The sequence below is a fragment of the Actinomadura gamaensis genome, from assembly GCF_042652125.1.
In the GTDB taxonomy this organism is placed as follows: domain Bacteria; phylum Actinomycetota; class Actinomycetes; order Streptosporangiales; family Streptosporangiaceae; genus Spirillospora; species Spirillospora gamaensis.
The window spans coordinates 81,905-101,221 of the sequence record NZ_JBHSIT010000004.1; the positions used below are offsets into that span (position 1 = coordinate 81,905).

The 19,317-nt window shown below is 73.1% G+C and carries 14 protein-coding genes; 5 read left to right on the top strand and 9 right to left on the bottom strand.

The window, feature by feature from the left end; translation table 11 throughout:
- Positions 1-39 precede the first annotated feature (39 nt).
- Both ACFPCY_RS14520 and ACFPCY_RS14525 read left to right on the top strand, forming a co-directional pair.
- The gene (locus ACFPCY_RS14520; RefSeq protein ID WP_378255299.1) at positions 40-1,002 is read left to right on the top strand and encodes an NAD(P)H-quinone oxidoreductase; all 963 of its coding nucleotides are present in this window, start codon (positions 40-42) and stop codon (positions 1,000-1,002) included.
- An 11-nt stretch (positions 1,003-1,013) separates the two neighbouring features.
- Positions 1,014-1,556 (top strand): bacterial proteasome activator family protein, encoded by a 543-nt coding sequence (locus ACFPCY_RS14525; protein WP_378255301.1) that lies wholly within the window; start codon positions 1,014-1,016, stop codon positions 1,554-1,556.
- A 121-nt stretch (positions 1,557-1,677) separates the two neighbouring features.
- Here ACFPCY_RS14525 and ACFPCY_RS14530 read toward each other — a convergent pair whose 3' ends face one another.
- A complete protein-coding gene (locus tag ACFPCY_RS14530) occupies positions 1,678-2,487 on the bottom strand; it encodes an HAD family hydrolase (protein ID WP_378255303.1) in 810 nt (269 codons plus the stop codon).
- Between the two features lie 214 nt (positions 2,488-2,701).
- Between ACFPCY_RS14530 and ACFPCY_RS14535 the strand changes: the two genes are divergently transcribed.
- A complete protein-coding gene (locus ACFPCY_RS14535) occupies positions 2,702-3,610 on the top strand; it encodes a tyrosine-protein phosphatase (protein WP_378255304.1) in 909 nt (302 codons plus the stop codon).
- Positions 3,611-3,670: 60 nt separating this feature from the next.
- Here the strand turns inward: ACFPCY_RS14535 and serS are convergent, their stop codons facing one another.
- The 3 genes from serS to ACFPCY_RS14550 all read right to left on the bottom strand — a co-directional run bounded on the left by serS (position 3,671) and on the right by ACFPCY_RS14550 (position 7,916).
- On the bottom strand, positions 3,671-4,930 hold the full coding sequence (gene serS / locus ACFPCY_RS14540; RefSeq protein WP_378255306.1) for a serine--tRNA ligase: 1,260 nt from the start codon (positions 4,928-4,930) through the stop codon (positions 3,671-3,673).
- Between the two features lie 122 nt (positions 4,931-5,052).
- Complete coding sequence (locus ACFPCY_RS14545) at positions 5,053-7,035, bottom strand: carboxypeptidase-like regulatory domain-containing protein (RefSeq protein ID WP_378255308.1); 1,983 nt, start codon at positions 7,033-7,035, stop codon at positions 5,053-5,055.
- Between the two features lie 80 nt (positions 7,036-7,115).
- The gene (locus tag ACFPCY_RS14550; RefSeq protein WP_378255310.1) at positions 7,116-7,916 is read right to left on the bottom strand and encodes a class I SAM-dependent methyltransferase; all 801 of its coding nucleotides are present in this window, start codon (positions 7,914-7,916) and stop codon (positions 7,116-7,118) included.
- 118 nt (positions 7,917-8,034) lie between these two features.
- Between ACFPCY_RS14550 and ACFPCY_RS14555 the strand changes: the two genes are divergently transcribed.
- A complete protein-coding gene (locus ACFPCY_RS14555; protein WP_378255312.1) occupies positions 8,035-9,309 on the top strand; it encodes an FUSC family protein in 1,275 nt (424 codons plus the stop codon).
- On the opposite strand, the gene ACFPCY_RS14560 is transcribed toward ACFPCY_RS14555, so the two are convergent.
- From ACFPCY_RS14560 to ACFPCY_RS14580, 5 genes are all read right to left on the bottom strand, one after another.
- Entirely contained in the window at positions 9,291-11,246 is a 1,956-nt protein-coding gene (locus ACFPCY_RS14560) for a carboxypeptidase regulatory-like domain-containing protein (protein ID WP_378255314.1), read from the bottom strand. The genes ACFPCY_RS14555 and ACFPCY_RS14560 overlap by 19 nt on opposite strands.
- Positions 11,247-11,331: 85 nt before the next feature.
- A complete protein-coding gene (locus ACFPCY_RS14565) occupies positions 11,332-13,302 on the bottom strand; it encodes a hypothetical protein (protein ID WP_378255316.1) in 1,971 nt (656 codons plus the stop codon).
- 135 nt (positions 13,303-13,437) lie between these two features.
- Positions 13,438-14,373 (bottom strand): prephenate dehydratase, encoded by a 936-nt coding sequence (gene pheA, locus ACFPCY_RS14570; RefSeq protein ID WP_378255318.1) that lies wholly within the window; start codon positions 14,371-14,373, stop codon positions 13,438-13,440.
- Positions 14,374-14,492: 119 nt separating this feature from the next.
- Positions 14,493-14,948 carry a DUF4446 family protein gene (locus ACFPCY_RS14575; protein WP_378256428.1) on the bottom strand — a complete coding sequence of 152 codons (456 nt, stop codon included), beginning with the start codon at positions 14,946-14,948 and terminating at the stop codon, positions 14,493-14,495.
- Positions 14,948-16,687 carry a glycosyltransferase 87 family protein gene (locus tag ACFPCY_RS14580; RefSeq protein WP_378255320.1) on the bottom strand — a complete coding sequence of 580 codons (1,740 nt, stop codon included), beginning with the start codon at positions 16,685-16,687 and terminating at the stop codon, positions 14,948-14,950. Before ACFPCY_RS14580 ends, ACFPCY_RS14575 begins: the two co-directional genes overlap by 1 nt.
- Positions 16,688-16,769: 82 nt before the next feature.
- On the opposite strand from ACFPCY_RS14580, the gene ACFPCY_RS14585 reads away from it, so the two are divergent.
- Complete coding sequence (locus ACFPCY_RS14585) at positions 16,770-19,139, top strand: hypothetical protein (RefSeq protein WP_378255322.1); 2,370 nt, start codon at positions 16,770-16,772, stop codon at positions 19,137-19,139.
- Positions 19,140-19,317: the final 178 nt, after the last annotated feature.

The window sequence follows — 19,317 nt, forward strand, 5'->3', positions numbered from 1 at the left end:
GCAGTTCCTGCCGGTTCGCCGCCCGGTAGCGTGAAGGTCATGCACGCCATCGTGATTCGTGAGCCGGGAGACGCCGACGTCCTCCAGTGGGAGGACGTGCCCGATCCCACGCCCGGGCCGGGCGAGGTCCTGGTCGAGGTCGCGGCGAGCGCGGTGAACCGCGCGGACGTGTTGCAGCGCCAGGGCAACTACGCGCCGCCGCCGGGCGCGTCCGCGTATCCGGGCCTGGAGGTGTCGGGACGGATCGCGGCGCTGGGCGAGGGCGTGTCCGGGTGGGACGTCGGCGACGAGGTGTGCGCGCTGCTCGCGGGCGGCGGCTACGCCGAGAAGGTCGCGGTGCCCGCCGGGCAGCTGCTGCCCGTCCCGGACGGCGTGGACCTGGTCGAGGCGGCCGGGCTGCCCGAGGTCGCCTGCACGGTGTGGTCCAACGTCTTCATGCTCGCGAACCTGCGTCCGAGCGAGCGGTTCCTCGTGCACGGCGGCGGCAGCGGGATCGGGACGATGGCGATCCAGCTCGCGCACGCGCTCGGCTCGCGCGTCGCCTGCACGGTCGGCAGCGACGCCAAGGCCGCGCGCTGCCGCGAGCTGGGCGCGGACGTCGCGATCAACTACCGCGAGGACGACTTCGTCGAGCACGGCCCGTTCGACGTCGTCCTCGACAACATGGGCGCCAAGTACCTGGCGCGCAACGTCCGCGCGCTCGCGACGGGCGGGCGGCTCGCGATCATCGGGCTGCAGGGCGGCGCCCGCGCCGAGCTCGACCTCGGTGAACTGCTGCGCAAGCGGGGCGCGGTGCACGCAACCTCGCTGCGCGCCCGTCCGTTGGACGAGAAGGCCGAGATCGTGCGCGGCGTCCGCGAGCGCGTGTGGCCCCTGCTGGAATCGGGAAGGGTCCGTCCGATCGTGGACCGGACCGTCCCGATGGCCGAGGCCGCGCACGCCCACCGCCTGCTGGAGGACGGCGCGCACGTCGGCAAGATCCTCCTGACCTTGGAAAAATGAGGTGTTTTGAGATGAGCGAACCTTCGCACGGCCCGTCGGAGCAGGAGCCGCAGGTCCTGGTGGTGGGGCCGAACGGGATCGCGATCGAGGGCGGTCCGTCCGACGACAAGGACGAGAAGTCGGTCGCGGAGATGGTGGAGCAGCCCGCCAAGGTGATGCGGATCGGCGGGATGATCCGGCAGCTCCTGGACGAGGTCAAGGCCGCCCCGCTGGACGAGGCGAGCCGGGCCCGGCTGCGCGAGATCCACCAGTCGTCCATCAAGGAGCTGGAGGACGGCCTCGCGCCGGAGCTGGTCGCCGAGCTGGAGCGGCTGTCGCTGCCGTTCACCGAGGACAAGATCCCCAGCGAGGGCGAGTTGCGGATCGCGCAGGCCCAGCTCGTCGGCTGGCTGGAGGGCCTGTTCCACGGCATCCAGACCACGCTGTTCGCCCAGCAGATGGCCGCCCGCGCCCAGCTGGAGCAGATGCGGCGCGCGCTGCCGGCGGGGATGATCCAGCCGCAGGGCGGCGGCGACGACCAGGACACGCGCCGCCAGTCGGGCCCCTACCTGTAGCGACGTCCCCGCCAGGCGTCGCCGATCGCGTCCCTGCCCGTAGCGACGGCCCCGCCAGGCGTCGCCGATCGCGTCCTTGCGTGTAACGACGACCTCGCCAGGCGCCCGGACGGCGTCCGGGTCAGCCTTCGGGGAAGAGGCGTTCCAGGACGCTCGCGACGCCGTCCTCGTCGTTGCTGTCGGTGGTGTCGGTGACCGCGGCGAGGACGTCGGGGTGCGCGTTCGCGACTCCGAACGAACGGCCTGCCCAGGTGAGCATGGGCAGGTCGTTCGGCATGTCGCCGAAGGCGACGACGTGGTCGGCGGCCAGCCCGAGGTCGGCGACGAACTCGGCCAGCGCGGTCGCCTTGGTGACGCCGTGCGCGCTCATCTCCAGCAGCCCGCGCCCGGACGAGTGCGTGACGGTGACCAGGTCGCCGACCGCCTCCATGGCCCGCCGGGCGAGGCCGTCCGGCTCGCGCTCGGGGTGGAAGGCGAGCAGCTTGGTGCCGGGGCGGGAGATCAGGCCCTCGCCGTCCACGGGGCGTCCGCCGAGCGCGTCGGCGTCCCAGCGGCCGAGGTTGTAGCGGGCCTCGAACCCGAACCCGTCGGGGTACTCGACGGCGAACCGGAACTCCGGCTCGACCGCCCGGAGCCGCTCGACGACCTTGGCGATGACCTCGGGCTCGATCAGCTTCGCCGCCAGCACCGACTCGGTGTGCAGGTCGTAGCGGACGGCCCCGTTCGCGCAGATCGCGACGCCGCGGTGCCCGACCGCCTCGGCGATCTCGTGCATCCAGCGCGGCGGCCGTCCGGTCACCATGACGAGGGTGGCCCCGGCACGTTCCACCCGTCCGAGGGCCTCGACCGTCCGGTCCGAGACCGTCCCGTCGGACCGCACGATCGTGCCGTCCAGGTCGGTCGCGATCAGTCGGGGCGTGCGCGCGGCCATGTCACCTTCCACCGTGCCCGGTCCGCGGCGTGATCCGGAACCCGCGGGTTCCCCCGAGCTTAGGCGACCCCCAAACCGCCCGGACCATCCGGACCTGGGCCCTTTTCTCCGTCTCCTCCCGCGACTACGGTGTGATCACCCGGCGGACACCAGGTGTGCGAATTGATCTGAAAAGTTCTTCATGTTCATCGCACCGCCTGGAAGGTCGTTACGGATGTCCCCCCGACTCCACCGGCCGGTCACGGCCGCCCTCGCGGGCGTCGTGGCCCTCGCCCCCGTCCCCGCGTTCGCCGCGCCCGCCTTCACCGCCCCGCACGTCACCCCATCGTCCGTCGCCGCCGCGCGCGTCGCCTCCCAGTCCGTCCGCGTCATCGCGGTGGACGGCGCCGCCAACGTCCGTGACGTGGGCGGATACACCGGCGCGGGCGGACGCCACGTCCGCTACGGCCTGGTCTACCGCTCGGCGTCGCTGAGCAAGGTCACCCCGGCCGGTGTCCGGACGCTCGCCGGCCTGCGCCTCTCGGCGGCCGTCGACTTCCGCTCCGACGGCGAGGTCAAGGCGGACGGCCCGGACAAGCTGCCCGCCGGAGTCACCCCGGTCGCCGCGCACATCAGCCCGTTTTCGACGTCCCTGCTGGAACTCGGCCCGGACGTGATCAAGGCGATCCTCGCGCACAACAAGGCCGAGGGCTTCATGACGCTCTCCTACCGCGGCTTCGTCCACGACCCGGCGTCCCGCGTCCAGTTCGCGGCCACGCTGAAGCGGATCGCCGCGGGGGACGGCCCCGTCCTCTACCACTGCACCGCGGGCAAGGACCGCACCGGCACGATGACCGCGATCCTGCTCACCGCCCTCGGCGTGAGCAAGCGCCAGGTCTACGCCGACTACCTGCGCTCCAACCGCGAGCTCGCCGCCCAGAACGCCGCCACCCTCGCCCAGCTCAAGCGGCTGGGCATCGACCCGGCCCTCGTCCAGCCGTTCCTCGGCGTCGAGCCCGCCTACCTGGACGCCGCCTTCGACCAGATCACCCGCGACTACGGGACCTTCTCCAACTTCCTGGCCAAGGGCCTGGGCATCGACGCCGCCACCCGGGCGCGGCTACGGACCCGCCTCCTGCACTGAGACCGGAACGCGCGAAAGGCCCGTCCCCTTGAACCCAAGGGGGACGGGCCTTTCGGCGCGTCAGCGCTTGACGGGTTCGAGGACCTCCAGGCCCAGGAACTTCTGGAGTGCCTTCGGGACGCGGACGGAGCCGTCCGCCTGCTGGTGGTTCTCCAGGATCGCGACCATCCAGCGGGTGGTGGCGAGGGTGCCGTTCAGCGTCGCGACCGGACGGCTCTTCCCCTCGTCGTCACGGGACCGGACGGACAGGCGGCGGGCCTGGAACTCGGTGCAGTTCGACGTCGAGGTGACCTCGCGGTACCGGCCCTGCGTCGGGACCCACGCCTCGCAGTCGTACTTGCGGGCCGCGCTCGTGCCGAGGTCGCCCGCGGCCACGTCGATCACCCGGTACGGGATCTCGACCTTGGCGAGCATCTGCTTCTCCCAGTCGAGCAGGCGCAGGTGCTCCTCGTGCGCGTCCGCCGGGTCGCAGTAGGAGAACATCTCGACCTTGTCGAACTGGTGCACCCGGATGATGCCGCGGGTGTCCTTGCCGTAGGAGCCCGCCTCCTTGCGGAAGCAGGACGACCAGGCCACGTAGCGGCGCGGCAGCGCGTCGATGATCTCGTTCATGTGGTAGGCGGCCAGCGGCACCTCGGACGTCCCGACCAGGTACAGCTCCTCCTCGGGGAGCCGGTACACCTCGGCGGCGTGCTCGCCGAGGAAGCCGGTGCCCTCCATCGCCTCCGGCTTCACCAGGACGGGCGGGTACATGGGCGTGAAGCCGTTCTCGACGGCCTGCTCCATGGCGAGGTTGAGCAGCGCGTACTGGAGCCGCGCGCCGACGCCGGTCAGGTAGTAGAAGCGCGCGCCGGAGACCTTCGCGCCGCGCTCCATGTCGATCGCGCCGAGCGACTCGCCGAGCTCCAGGTGGTCCTTGGGCTCGAAGTCGAACGCCGGCGCCTCGCCGACGTGCTCCAGGACGACGTAGTCCTCCTCGCCGCCCGCCGGAGCGCCGTCCTCGACCAGGTTCGGGATGGTCCGCAGCGCGGCGTTCAGCTCGCCGGTCAGCCGGTCGGCCTCCGCCTCGGCCTCCTTGACCTGCTGGGCCAGCTCCTTGGCGCGGGCCAGCAGCGCCTGCCGCTCGTCGCCCTGCGCCTTGGAGACCGACTTGCCGAAACTCTTCTGCTCCGCCCGCAGCCGCTCGAACGAGGACTGCGCGGAACGCCGCCGCTCGTCCAGGTCCAGCACGGTGTCGACGACGGTGTCATCCTCGCCGCGGGCGCGCTGGGACGCGCGCAGCCGCTCGGGATCCTCTCGAAGAGCTCGCAGGTCAATCACAGACCCGAGGCTACCGGCCCGGCGCCTCCCGGCGCGCGCCGATATCCCCGTTTCGCGAAGCCTCCCCGCGATCCCCGGCCGCCGCGCCCAGCGAGCGCGGCGGCCGGGGGTGAGGGGGACGGTCAGCGGACGTCGACGTAGTCGCCGGCGCTCTTGCTGCCGAGGTAGGCGGCGCTGCCGGCGTAGGAGGCCGACCAGGTCCCGTCGGCGGACGCCTTGAAGCCCTTGCTGAACCAGCCGTCGCGGCCCGCCTTCACGGTGGCCACGGCCTTCCAGGTCTTCGCGCCGCGGGGCAGGAAGGAGATCACCACGGCCGCGCCGGACCCCGGCTGCCAGGTGCCGGTGTACTTGGTGATCCTCCCCTTGACGGTGATCGTCCGGCCCTTCCGCACGGGCTCGGGCGAGGCGTTGAGGGAGGTGATCGCCGTCCGGTAGCGGACGTCCACGTAGACCGGCTTGCCGGTGGAGGCCAGGTCGAGGTTGTAGGCGGGCCTGTCGAGCGAGGTCCCGTCGTACGCGACCCGCCAGTACGCGTCGGCGGACGCGGTGACGTTGAAGGTGAAGCGTCCGTCGCCGGCCGTCTTCCCCTTGGACACGGCGTTCCAGTTCTTGCCGTCGCGCGAGGACCAGAGCTGCACTTCACCGCCGTTGACCTGCGGGTGGGCGGCCGAGGCGTGCAGCCGGACGACCCGTCCGGTGATGGCGAACTTCGAGCCGAACGCGGCCGGCGACGGCGTGGCCTTGACGTCGGTGACGGCGGTCGCGTAGTTGGCCTTCACCCTGACGCGGTTCTCGGACGGTGCGAACGCGGCATCGGTGACAGGATTGTTGAAGTCGATCTGCCAGTCGCCGTGGCATCCGACCGTCGTGGAGAGGCTGTAACGGCCCTGCGCGTCCGTGACGGGGTAGGCCCACGGCTCCTCGCAGGCGTTCTCCATGCCGTGGAAGATGAGGCTGACCTTCTCGCCCGCGAGCGGGCTCCAGCCGGTGGCGGTCTGCCGCTCCAGCGTGCCGGAGACCGTGACCTTGTCGCCGATGCGGGCGTCCGTGGTGCTCGCGGCGGCGGAGATCCGCGTCGCGATGACCTGCCGCGTCAGCGTGACCGTGCCGGACGCCTTCAGGTAGTCGCCGGACGCGGCGGCGGTCACGCCGATCCGGCCGCCGTGCGCGGCGGCGTCCGCGATCGTGTCGATGGAGAACGTGCCGTCCTGCGCGGTCGTGACCTTCGCGTCCGTGCCGTCCGCGCTGATCGTCCGCCCGGCGAGGGGCCGGCCGTCCGCGTCCACGAGCCGGCCGGTGATCACGGCCGGCTGCTGGAGGTGGTCCGCGTCGTACCGGTCGGGGGTCACCTTGAGGTCGGTCAGGCTGTTGGCGAGCCCGACATGGATGCGCTGGGTCCGGGACGAGACCGTGTCGCCCTGGGCGTCCCACGCGGTGACGACGGCGTCGTACTCGCCGAGCGGCGGGGCGAACGCGTCGTCCGCGGTCCGGTACTCGGTGGAGTCGTAGTCGCCGATCGTGGCGGTGTCGTGCAGGGTGAGGCCGACCTCGCCGCCGACCTTCTCGTTGGTGCGCCACTTGTAGAGCTGCGCGGTGACACGGCTGACGGCGTCCGTGTGCTGCACCTTCCCCCGCACGCCGAAGGCGCCCGCGACATCGACGCTGTAACCGGCGCCGCGGGGCCCGGACGCCCAGACGTCGAACCGCTTGTAGGGAAGGTCCACGAACGCCGCCGCGGGGAGGACGGCGCGACCGCCGGCGCTGTCGGTGAGCTCGACGTCCACGAGGGTGCGTCCCGGACGCAGCTCCACGGGCGTGCTCCGCCACGAGCCGGAGTTCTCGGTGCCCGTGTCTTGGGTCAGGTCGTCGAACGACGCGTAGGGCGCGCTCTCGCCCTTCGTCCGCAGCCGCGCGGTGACCTTCGCGACGCCGACGTTGGAGGAGGCCATGACGGTCAGCGCGGCGCGCGGACTGTCGGTGCCGCGCCTGACGGTCACGCCGGTCAGGGCGGGGCCGTCGCCGGCGTCATCGGCCGAGGCCGGGGTGGCGGGGAGGAGGGATACGGCGATGAGCAGCGACAGCAGTGCCGCGAGGGGTTTGCGCAAGAGGTCAACTCCAAAGATCTTGCAGAGCTTAGGAGATGACGCGCGATGGTTAATTCCGGTTTACCTGAGATGCGGAAGTTTCAGCGGGTTCCGGTGGCGATGAGAGCGTTGGCGGGGAGGGCCACGCGGCCGTCGGACGTGGCGTACCGGGCGGCCAGGCGGTCGTAGGCGGCCTTGATCTTCGCGACGGTGGGCTCGTCCTGGCGGGAGACGATGACGCCGTTGGTGCCGACGCGGGCCAGGGCGCCGGTCGTCCACCACTCGTCGGGATCGACGTGGTGGGTCCAGCGGAGCTCGGCGTCGCGGGCGTCGGTGAGACCGGCGTCGCGGAGCAGGGCCGCGAACGGGCCGCGCTTGCCGAGGTCCATGAACGGGGCGGCCGGGATGTCGTCCGGAAAGGCGACGCCGGCCTCCTCCAAGGCCTCGGTGACGAGCGCCAGGGCCCCGGACGGCGGCATCTCCCAGCAGGTCAGCGCCAGTTTCCCGCCCGGACGCAGGACGCGGGCGAACTCCCGGACGGCCGCGTCCGGCGCGCCGATGTGGTTGATCACGAAGTTGCCGACGACCGCGTCGAACTCGGCGTCCGGCAGGGGGAGGTCGGGCAGGACCGCCAGGCGGACGTCCAGGCCGGGGACGTTCGCGCGGGCGATCGCGGCCATGCTCGGCTCGGCGTCCACCGCGGTGACGGACGCGCCGCGCCGCACCGCCTCGGCGGACACGACGCCCGGCCCGGTGCCGACGTCCAGCACACGGCTGCCGGGCCCGACGCCCGCCGCGTCCAGGAGGGGCCCGGCCGCCCACCCGCTCATCTTCGCGAACCCGCGCTGATAGGCGTCGGCCCGCCCGTCCCAGAGGTCCCGCTCATAAGTGTCGAAGTCCACGCACCCACGCTAGATCAACCCACCACCGACGTCGCGTGTCCGCGTGCATCAGGCGGCGGGACCAAGACTTTGCTTGGAGGCGGCTAAAGGCGAACTGTTCGTCCTTTTCAGTGGAAAGGTGAGGAACGAGGTCCGCTGCCGGATCCGCGCGGAGTCGCTCGAGGCCGCGCGGCTGACGCTGATCGCGGTGATCGCCTACGTCCTGGCGCGGTGGGTCCTGCCTCCGAACGCGCAGTTGCCGCTGCTCGCGCCGCTCACCGCGCTGCTCGTCGTCCAGGTCTCGGCGCTGCGGACGCTGTGGACGGCGTGGCAGCGCGTCCTGGCCGTCGCGTTCGGCGTCCTGACGGCCGTGGCACTCGCGGACTGGCTCGGCTTCTCCTGGTGGAGCCTCGGGCTCGCGATCTTCGCGGGGCTCGCGCTCGGGTTCGGGTTGCGGCTCGGCGACCAGGCCCTGGAGGTCCCGATCAGCGCGATGCTGATCTTCGGGGTGGGTGCGAGCAACGAGTTCGCCGCCTGGGACCGCGTCGTGGAGACGCTGCTCGGCACGGCGGTCGGGCTCATCGCGGGGCTCGCCTGGCCGCCCGTCAGGATCGGCGCGGGCCGCGAGGCGCTGACGGACGTGGGCCGGCGGCTCGCCGACGTGGTCGACGGCATCGCCTCGGACATGCGCGGCGAGCCCGGAGTGGACGACGCCGAGCACTGGCTGGCCGAGACCGGGCGGATGCTCAAGGAGATCACCCGGACGGACGAGGCCATCGGCCAGGCCGAGGAGAGCGTCCGGCTCAACCCGCGCGCGCTCAGCCTCATCGACGCCGGCGTGGCGCTCCGGGACGGCCTGGAGATGATGGAGCACTTCGACCTGTCCCTGCGGACGCTGACCCGCGCGTTCGTGGACAGCGTCCGCGCCGAGGGCGAGGACGACCACATCCTGACCGAGCCGGCCGTCCGGGACCGGCTGGCGGAGGTCATGGACGAGCTGGCCGACGGCATCCGCGCCTACTGCGAGCTGGCCGTCGCCGACCTGGACCGGGACGCCGACCCGCGCGACCTCGAACGCCGCCTGGACGACCTCGTCGAGTCCGCCAGCGAGGACCGGCACGCCCTGGCCGAGCTGCTGACCGACCGCGCCAAGGGCATCCGCCAGCGCACCCTGTACGGCGAGATGGTCATGCACATCGACCGTCTGATCAACTACCTGCATCCGGAGCACCGCGAGCGGGCCCGGCAGCGCTGGCGCAGCCGCGACCTGGCCGCCCGCCACCTGCCGGACCGTCCGGCCGCGATCCTGCGCCGCACCAGCCGCGGCGTGCGCCGGGCGGCCGGGGACGCGGCGCGTCAGAACGCCACCGGCTTCCCCGACCGCCGGGACGACGATCAGCGCACGTCCACGTAGTCCCCGCCGCTCCAGGCCCCGAGGTAGGCGGGGCTGCCCGGGTACGCCGCGGCCCAGGTGCCGTCCGCGAACGCCTCGAAGCCCCTGCCGAACCATCCGTTCCGGTCGGCCTTCGCCGTGCCCATGGGCCGCCAGGCGGACTCGCCGGCCGGCCTGAAGTAGATCATCACCACCGCGCCCGCGCCGGGCCGCCAGGTGCCGACCAGCTTGGTGACGCGGCCCTTCACCGTGAGCGTCCGCCCCTTGCGGACCGGCTCGGGAGAGGCGTTGAGCGACGGGATCGCCGTCTTGTAACGCGTGTCGACGAAGAACCGCTCGCTCGTGGACGGCAGGTCGTAGCTCGGCTTGCCGGTGCCGGGCCTGCGGCCGTCGTAGGCGACCCACCAGCGGCCGTCGGCCTTGGCCGCGGCGGACAGGGTGAAGTGGCCGGACGCATCGGCCCGTCCCTCGGCCAGCTTGACCGTCCGCTTGCCGTCGGGACTGGCGAACAGCGTCACGTGCGCGTTGCCGGCGAACATCCGGTCGACGGGCGAGTTCGCGCGGGTGACCAGGCCCTTCACCGTGACCCGCTCGCCGACGGCGACGGGATTCGGACGGGCGGTGATGTTGGTGACCTGCGTCCTGTACCCGGATCCGCGCTGCGCGGACGCCTCCGCGCCGACGAGGTAGGTGGTGCCGCCGTAGACGGCCTTCCACGTGCCCGGACCGGGCACGGTGACGGGCAGCGAGTAGCGGCCGTCCGCGCCGGTGACCGGGGTGGCGAGCGGCCGCGCCTCGCCGGTCTCGGCGTCGGTGAAGGACAGCATGACCTGCCGGCCGGGCAGCGCGGCCCAGGTCCCGGCGCCGGTCTGCCGCTCCAGCACGCCGGACAGGGTGATCTTGTCCCCGACCTTCGGGTTGCCGGGGGCGAGCGCGAGCGAGACGCGCGTCGGCGCGTTCCGGACGCCGAACTCGACGCGCTCAAGGGAGTAGGTGTAGTCGCCGTGCGCCTCCGCGGTGAGCCAGAGCGCCGTGGAGCCGGGCGCCGCCTTGAGCGTGAAGGTGCCGTCACCCGCGGTCGTGGTCTTCACGTTCAGGGTCCCGGCCGAGACCGTGACGCCGGCGAGCGGCGCGCCGCCGGAGTCGACGACGCGTCCGGTGATCGTGGCCTCCTGGTGCTCGTAGTCGAGCGTGGACGGCGTGGCCTTGAGGTCCACCAGGCGCTGCGGCAGGCGCGCGTCGAGGACGGCCGTCCGGTTGGTGACGCTGTCGCCCGCGGCGTCGGTGGCGGTGACGGCGACCTCGTACTCGCCGACCGGCGGGGAGAAGACCGCACCGGTCGTGTAGGAGGTGAGCGAGTAGCCGCCGGAGACCGTCGTGCCGACCTCCGCCGGGACGACGTCCTCGCCCACCTGGTCGTTCGTCCCCGACCGGTAGAGGCGGGCGACGACCTTGCTGACGTCCTGGCTGTGCACGACGGAGATGTTCGCCCTGAACGGCGCGGTGACCCGCGTCGATCCGCCCCCGCCGGTCCCCGGCACGCTGACGTTCACGGCGAACCGCCCGGACGGCGAGTCGGCGAAGGCGGCCTGCGGGACGACGAGGTGCTCGCCGGACGGCGAGGCGATGTCGAGGTCCAGGTACGTCCGGCCCTGCTGGAGCGCCGTCCAGGTCCCGGACGCCCAGGACAGCCCGCCGCCCATGACCCCGGCGGTCGCCCTGATCTTCGGAAAGGTGGCGTAGGGCTCGGCCGCGCCCTTGAGCCGGAGCCGGAAGTCCACGGTGGTGCCGGCCTGAGCGGACAGCAGCCGGACGTACGGTTCGGCCTTGCCGTCCTCCCGGATCCGGAACACCGCCTCCGCGACGACCGGTCCGGACGCCGCGGAGGCGGAGGGGGCGAAGGGCAGCAGGGCCGCGAGGGTGAGCAGCGACACCAGGGCCGCCAGAGATCTGCGCAAGGGACGTTCTCCGTGATCACGAGAGTGGAGCAAGGAGATGACGCGCCGAGATCGGTCCCGGTTTACCCCCGAATGCGATCTTCCTTCAGCGCACGTCCACGTAGTCGCCCTCGCTCCAGTCGCCCATGTAGGCGCCACTCCCCGCATACGCCGCGGCCCAGGTGCCGTCGGCGGACGCCTTGAAGGCCTTCGTGAACCAGCCGTTGCGGTCGGCCTTCACACTCGCCATCGCCTTCCACTTCGCCGACCCCCTGGGCTTGAAGTAGATCTTCAGCACCGCGCCCGCCCCCGGCAGGGTCCGCCCGGTGTACTTGGTGATGCGGCCCTTCACCGTGAGCGTGCGCCCCTTCTTCACCGGCTCCGGTCCGGCGTCGAACGGGGCGATGAAGGTGGGGTACCTGGAGTCCACGTAGATCTTGGCGCTGCTGGACGGCAGGTCACCGGTCCCGGCGGTCTGGCCCGCGTAGTCGGCGCGCCAGTAGCCGTCGGCCGTGACCAGGCCGGGAATCTCGAACGAGCCGTCCGGCCTGGTGGAACCGGTGTTCTTGGAAGCCCAGTGCCGTCCGTCCGGCGAGAACAGGAGCCGCACGAGACCGCTCCGGACGGGGGTGCCCGCGCCGGACGGCCCCTTGCGCAGCAGCTTGCCCTTGAACGTGAAGCCGTCCGTGCGGAAGGCCGCCGTCCTCGGGGCCGTCGCGCCGACGATCTCGGTCGGATAGGCGGCCGCCACCGGGGCGGGAGCGGAACGGGAGTCGGCGAAGAAGCCGCCAGGGTCGTGGGACGTCACCGTCCAGGTGCCCGATTCCGGGACGTTGACCTGGGCGGAGTAGCGGCCGTTCGCGTCCGTGGTCGCCGACGCCACCCATCGGTTCGGAGCGGTGTCCGTGGTGAACCTGAGGGATACCTGCTGATTCGCCAAGGGGACGAGCTTGCCGTCCGCACCGGCGCGGGTCACCTGGCCGGTGAACGTCGCGAGCGACCCGACCCGCACCCGTCCGGACGGCGCGGACAGGACGGTCGTGGTCGGAATGGCCCGCGTCTGCACCGCGACCTCGCGCACCGCCTGGGCGTACTCGCCATGCGCCGCGGCGACGAGCGTGAACTTCGAGCGGCTCAGGTTCACGGTGAGCGAGAAAGCACCGCCGCCATCGGTGACCGTCTCGGCGACCGGACCTTCGGCGCGGACGCGGACACCGGCCTGGGGAGCTCCGTCGCCACCGAGCAGCCGGCCGGTGATCGTCACCGTCCGGTGGTCGGCGTCGACGGTCTCCGGCGCGACGGTCAGGCCGGCGAACTGCTGCACCGGCCGGCTCACGTCCACGCCGCCTTGGTTCCGGACGGTGTCGCCCTGCTCGTCGCGGGCGGTGAGGACCACGGAGTAGGCCCCGTCGGGCTGCTCGATCGGGTCGCTGACGACGTCGGTGACCGTCCACTGGTCCGCCTCGGTGGACGCGCCGGGCCGCAGCTCGAACTCCGCGCCCACCGGCCTGGCGGTCCGGGCGTCGTAGAGCCGGCCGGTCACCCGGCCGACCGCGCCCCGATGGAAGACCTGGCCCTTCACCTGGAACGGGCGGGACGCGGCGGTGGCGCCGGTCACCGCGACGGCGTACACGCCGGTCGAGGTGTCGGCGAACGCGGCGGCGGGCACGAGGGTGTGCGCGCCGGAGGTGTCCGTGAGATCGACGTCCAGGTAGGAGCGTCCGGGGCGCAGTTGCAGGCGCTCCCTGGGCGTGTAGTAGCCCGCGTTCCCGTCACCGGACTTGAGCGGGACGTTCGGGACCGTCAGGTACGGCTCGGCGGACCCCTTGAGGCGCAGCCGGAAGTCGACGCGCGCCACGCCCGTGAAGGCCACGGCTCTGATCGTCGCGGTCGCGGTGTTCGAGGCGTCGACCGCGCCGAAGTAGGCCGCCTGGACGCCGGTGTCCGACTCGGCCGCCGTGGCCGGGACGGCCCGCGGGCGGGGTTCGGCGGCCGAGGCCGCCGAGGCCTCCGGGGTGAAGGCCATGGCCGCGAGCAGCGAGGACGAGGCCACGGCCGCGGTGAGGAGTCTGCGCAAAGGGGTTCCACTTCATGATCGTGCAGGGCGAGCACGAAGAGGACGCTCCAGGGTTAACGCCGGTTTACCTTCGCCGCGAAGTTCTCCGGCTCGTCCAGGCGGCGGAGGGGCCGTCCGCGCCGATCGTGCGGCGGTTCACCGTTCGGTGGCGCCGCAGCGGATGGTCGCGAGCCAGGCGGCGGCTTCGGTGAAGTCGTGGTCGTGGGTGCCGCGGCGGATGTCGGGGCGGACACCGTCGGCGCGGGTGTAGGAGCCGAGGAAGCGGACGTCGGCGCAGATGCGGCGCAGGCCCATGAGGGCCTCGCCGACGCGGGACTCGAAGACGTGGCCCTCGAAGTCCATCCAGAAGAGGTAGGAGCCGAGGCCCTCGCCGGTGGGACGGGACTGGATGAGCGACAGGTTGATGCCGCGCACCGAGAACTCGGTGAGGATCTCCAGGAGCGCGCCGGGGTGGTCCTCGCCGAGGAAGGCGACGACGCTCGTCCGGTCCATGCCGGTCGGGGGCGGCGGGGAGCAGGGGCGGCGCAGCGCGACGAAGCGGGTGACGGCGTCGGCGACGTCGTGGATGTCCTCGGCCAGGACGTCGAGGCCGTAGCGGGCGGCGGCGAACGAGCCCGCGAGGGCGGCGTCGTAGTGGCCGTCGGCGACGTGCTGGGCGGCCTCGGCGTTGGACGTCGCGGCGCGCCACTCGGCGTCCGGGACGTTGGCGGCGAGCCAGCGGCGGCACTGCGGCTGGGCGTGCGGGTGCGACGCGACGGTCTTCACGTCCGCCAGGGACGTGCCGGGCCGGACGAGCAGCGCGAACGACACCGGCAGGTGCACCTCGCCGACGATCTGGAGGGGTTCGCCGGTGGCCAGCTCGTCCAGCGTCGTCGGGACGGAGCCCTCGACCGAGTTCTCCAGCGCGACGATCGCGCCGCCCACCTCGCCGCCGCGCAGGGCGTCGAGGGCCGCCGGGACCGTCGAGTAGGGGACGTGCTCGGCGCCGGCGGCCGCGGGGAAAGCGCGCAGCGCGGCCTCGGTGAAGGTGCCCTGCGGTCCCAGGTAGGCCCAGCGGCGCGGTTCTGGCACGGTGCGTCCCCCCGAGTGCGAGTGTCCGGACTCAGGAGTTTACGTGGTGGGGCGCTTCGGTCTCAGGTGCGCACCGGACGCGTGGTGTCCGTCACGTCCCGCGGGGAGCGGACGGCGGGTCAGGCGCGGGCGGGGCGGGTGTGGTTGCCGAAGTCGGGGAGCGGGTCGTCCATGGTGACGACCGGGCCCTTGCCCAGGCGGGCGGCGCGCAGGGCCTGGTTCTCCTCCGGGGACAGGGGCTCGGTCGGATGGCCGTCCCGGACGACCTTGGCGTACGTGCGGGTCTCGGTGCGGCCGATGATCGAGCTGATCACGACCCCGTCACCGGAGGCGTTGATCAGCGCGAGCGAGAACGAGCGGTGGCCGGACATCTCCCTGAGCGCGTCGTAGTGCACGATCGCCAGGTCGCGCAGCGCCTGCCGGTCGACCGCGCCCGGCGCGGCGACCTGGAGGCGGCGGCGCAGCACCTCGGCGCACTCCTCGACGACCTGGTTGACGCGGTTGTGGGCGACCACGGCGACCGACAGTCCGGCCACCCCGGCGAGCAGTCCGGCGACGGCGACGGCGACAAGCATCACGGAGTGAGCGTACCGACACCGTCCAGGGGACGAGAGGGATCCTCACGATCGCGCTCGCCGGCCAGCCTGTTGAGCAGCCAGATTCCGAGCACGAACATGAGCGCGACCGCGCCGAATCCGAACAGATCCCTGACCGTCTGGCCGATGGCCTGCAGATACAGGGGGTGGCCGCGTCCGGTCAGGTGCGTCCCCCACCAGGGCACCGGGAACAGGTAGAACAGCCAGACCGCGGCGGCGGCGAGACACCGCCGCGCGTTCCGGCCGTCCCCCACCAGCGCGCCCACGACGGCGATGATCCACACGAGGTGGTGGATCCAGCCGACCGGCGACAGCAGCACCGACAGCAGGCCCGTGATCGCGACCCCGGCGAGCAGCAGGCTGCGCGCGGAGTCCCCGGCGGCCGGGTCGGCGGCGAGCATCCGGTCGGTGCCCCAGCGCCGGGACGGGTCGGGCGGCAGCGCCGGCAGCGAAGGCCGGTCGGACGCGAGCCGGTCGGACGCGAGCGCGGTGCGGCCGGCGAGGCGGTCGGACGCGAGCGCGGTGCGGCCGGCGAGGCGGTCGGACGCGAGCGCGGTGCGGCCGGCGAGGCGGTCGGCGGCGAGCGTGGTGCGGCCGGCGAGGCGGTCGGCGGCGAGCGTGGTGCGGCGGGCTAGGCGGAAGCCCGCGTACGCGACGGCGACCACGAGGAGGCCCCACAGGGCCGTCCGGACCGGGCCCTCGGGGACGATCCGGGAGACCCAGCCGTTCAGCGCCTGGTTCGTCGTGCCGTTCACCGCGCCGGTCCGGTCGCCGCCCTGGAGCAGCGCGCCGAACCAGTAGTCCACCGAGTCCGACGGCAGCCAGGCGAACGCGAACAGGGACGTCGCGGCGGCCGTGAGCAGGGAGTTCGCGGCGGCCTGGCGGCGTCCGGTGAGCCAGAAGTAGATCAGGAAGACGCCGGGGACGAGCTTGACCGCGATCGCGACGCCGACCAGCACGCCGCGCGGCCAGTACGCCGTCCGGGCCATCGTGTCGGCCAGGCAGAGGGCCATGAGGAAGAACCCGACCTGCCCGAACCGGATCTGGTCGAACGCCGGGGTCAGCCACGCGCACGCGCCGAACAGGACACCGAAGGTCAGCGGCGCCCAGCGGCCGGTCCGCGCGATCAGGTCGCGGAACGCGTACCGGACGATCACGACGAGCGCGAGGTACTCCAGGGCCGTCCAGGTCCACTGCGCGGCCGTCCAGGACATCAGCGTGAACGGGACGGCGAGCAGCGCCGGGAACGGCGGGTAGGTGAACGGAAGCAGCTGCGGCGGCTGGGTGAGGACGTCGTACAGCTTGGCGTCCCGGAGCACCGCGCGGCCGCCCTCGCGGTAGACCTCCAGGTCGACGAGGCGCTGGTCGGGCGGGTTGCCGAGCCAGCGGACCACGATCGGGGTGACCGCGGCGACCGCGACCAGGATCCCGGCGGCCAGGATCAGCCAGTCCGCGCCGCCGCGCGGACGCCAGCCGGTCTCCGGCGCGGCGTCCCCATCGTTCGCGGTGCGCGCGTCGCGCCGGTCGCGGCTGTTGCGGCTCTTGCGGCCGGTGCGCGCGTCGCGGCTTCTGCGGCCATCGCGTCCGTTGCGGCCCTCGCGTCCGTCGTCGGCCGCGGCGGATTCGTTGACGGCAGTCGCCCCCACCGCCGCACCCCCGTTCGAGCCGGACGCGCGCCGCTCCGGCGCGACGTCGCCCGTCCCCATGGCTCCTCGCATGTTCACATCCTGTCCTAACGGTGCCACTACCCTGGACGACATGGGGCTACCGGGGGCGAGACTCCGCATACCGCGACCGGCCATGGCCGCTGTCCTGCTGGTTCTCGCCGCGTCGGGGTTCCTGCTCGGCCTTCCGGCGCGATCGGCGCAGGCCACCGAGCCGGGCTCGGGTCCGGGCGCGGATCCGAGCGTGGTGTCGAACGCGGGCTCGAACGCCGGTTCGGGCGCCGGTTCGGGCGCCGGTTCGGGCGCCGGTTCGGGCGTCCGAGGCGGTGCGGCTCCGGCGAGCGCGGCGGGGCGCGGAGCTCCGGCCGGACGCGTGGTCCTCGTGGGCGTGGACGGCCTCATGTGGACGGACGTGACCGCCTCGAACACCCCCACGCTGTGGCGGTTGACCGGCCAGGGCGCGGCCGGGGCGATGACGGTCCGGACGACCAAGCCGAACACCTGCCCGACCGACGGGTGGCTGACGGTCTCGGCCGGTCAGCGGTCGCTGCTGAAGGACGCCGACTGCGTGCTGCCGTCCAACCCGGTGGTGCCGGGGGCGCCGGTGCCGCCCGGATCTCCCGTCCCGGCGCAGGGCGGCGCGCTCGCGCCCGGCTGGACGAAGATCGTCAAGGACAACGCCGACTCGTCCTACGCCGCCGAGCCCGGGCTGCTCGGCGAGACCGCGCACCGGCACGGGCTCTGCACGACGGCGGTCGGGCCGGGCGCGGTCTTCGGCCTGGCCGACCGGTCCGGCCGGGTCGACCACTACATCGACGGCACCGACCGGGCGACGCGGGACGACTGGGCGCGCTGCGCGCTGACCGCCGTCGAGATCGATGACGTGTTCCGCGTCTACCTCACCGCCGGGGTGGACGCGAAGGGCGCGCAGGTGCCGGTGAACTCCGCCGACCGGGCGCGCGCCGCGGCCGCCGCCGACCGCCGGGTCGCGCAGGTGCTCGCGGGCGTCCCGGCGGGCACGACCGTCCTGCTGGCCGGAATGTCGGACAACGGGCCGAAGCCGCACCTGCGGGTCGCGGCGGCGACCGGGCCGGGCTTCACCGGCTCGTCCTACCTGTACTCGGACGCGACGCGGCAGAAGGCGCTGGTCACGCTGACCGACGTCACGTCCACGATCATGAAGGCGGCGGGGCTGCCGGAGCCGTCCGACGCGGTCGGCTCGCCGTTCCGGACGCGTCCGACCGGGGATTCGACCGCCCGGAAGGTCGAGGTCCTGACGGACGCGGAGATCGCCGGGCAGGCGATCCGGCGCGTCCAGGGCGGGTTCCTGTCCACGCTGATGATCGTCCAGATCGTGTTCTACCTGGTCGCGGCGCTCGCGCTGCGGCGGAGCCGGAGCGGCTCGGCCGCGCGCCGCCGGATCCTCGCCGCGACGCGCGCGGTCGCGCTGACCGGGGCGTCCGTGCCGGGCGCGTCGTTCCTCGCCGGGGTCGTCCCGTGGTGGAAGGCCCCGCACACGACGCCGGTCCTGGTCGCGACGGTGCTCGCGATCAGCGTGGCGATGGCGGCGGTGGCGCTCGGCGGGCCGTGGCGGCGGACGGTGACCGTCCCCGGCCTGATCGTCGCGGGCATCACGGCCGCGACGCTCGGGCTGGACGTCATGACCGGCTCGCACCTCCAGATGAACTCGTTCCTCGGCTACACCGCCGTCGTCGCCGGACGCTTCTACGGGTTCGGCAACCAGGCGTTCGCGCTGTTCGCGGCCGCCGCGGTGCTGTCGGCGGCGTGGCTCGCGGAGTTCCCGCTGCGGCGCGGGCGGCGCTGGTGGGCGGTCGCGGTCGTGGTCCTCGTCGGGCTCGCCGCGATCGCGCTGGACGGCGGGCCGATGTGGGGCGCCGACTTCGGCGGCGTCCTGGCGTTCGTCCCGACGTTCGCGCTGCTCGCGCTGATGGTGTCCGGACGGCGCGTGTCGCTGGTGAAGCTCGCGCTGTTCTGCGTGGCGGGGGCCGCGGCGGTGCTGCTGCTGTCGTTCGTGAACTCGCGCAGCTCGCATCCGACGCACATGGGCAAGTTCTGGAACGACCTGGTGGGCGGCGGCGCCTGGTCGGTGGTCACCCGCAAGTTCGACTCGATGCTCGGCAGCCTCGCGTTCTGGCCGGTCACGCTGCTCGTCGCCGCCGGGATCGTGGTCCTCTACCTCGTCCTCGTCCGGCCGGCCCGGTACCGCCGGACGTCGCTGCTGACTTCGACTTACGCGCGAGCCGAGACCATGCGTCCGGCGCTGGTCTGCGCGCTCACCGTCGGCGTCATCGGCACGCTCGCGAACGACTCGGGCATGATCATCCTGATGGTGGCGCTGGTGCTGACCGTGCCGCTGTTCATCGCGGCGGTGCTGCGGACGCTGGAGCTCGGCGACGACGAGGCCGGCGCCGCTCCCGATTCCGGTCCGGCCGGAACGCCGTCCACAGAGTCCACGCCGGCAAGGCCGTCAAGAACGCAGGGATGATCCCGGAGCGGACGACGCTGATCAGCCAGTGCAGGTCGTCCGGCAGCCCGGCGACCTCGGGGCCGCGCGCGGGCAGGTAGGCGAGCGAGAGCGCCGTGGTGTGCGCGAGCAGCAGGACGTCGAACCGCGACCAGGGCAGCAGCGCGAGCACGGCCCAGCCGAACGCGTCGTACCAGGG

Excerpts from the sequence above, each read along its gene's own strand:
- ACFPCY_RS14520 (WP_378255299.1), top strand. The coding sequence starts at position 40 with ATGCACGCCATCGTGATTCGTGAGCCGGGAGACGCCGACGTCCTCCAG.
- ACFPCY_RS14575 (WP_378256428.1), bottom strand. The coding sequence starts at position 14,948 with ATGCTTGTCGCCGTCGCCGTCGCCGGACTGCTCGCCGGGGTGGCCGGA.
- ACFPCY_RS14585 (WP_378255322.1), top strand. The coding sequence starts at position 16,770 with ATGGCCGCTGTCCTGCTGGTTCTCGCCGCGTCGGGGTTCCTGCTCGGC.
- ACFPCY_RS14525 (WP_378255301.1), top strand. The coding sequence starts at position 1,014 with ATGAGCGAACCTTCGCACGGCCCGTCGGAGCAGGAGCCGCAGGTCCTG.
- ACFPCY_RS14530 (WP_378255303.1), bottom strand. The coding sequence starts at position 2,487 with ATGGCCGCGCGCACGCCCCGACTGATCGCGACCGACCTGGACGGCACG.
- ACFPCY_RS14535 (WP_378255304.1), top strand. The coding sequence starts at position 2,702 with ATGTCCCCCCGACTCCACCGGCCGGTCACGGCCGCCCTCGCGGGCGTC.
- ACFPCY_RS14580 (WP_378255320.1), bottom strand. The coding sequence starts at position 16,687 with ATGCGAGGAGCCATGGGGACGGGCGACGTCGCGCCGGAGCGGCGCGCG.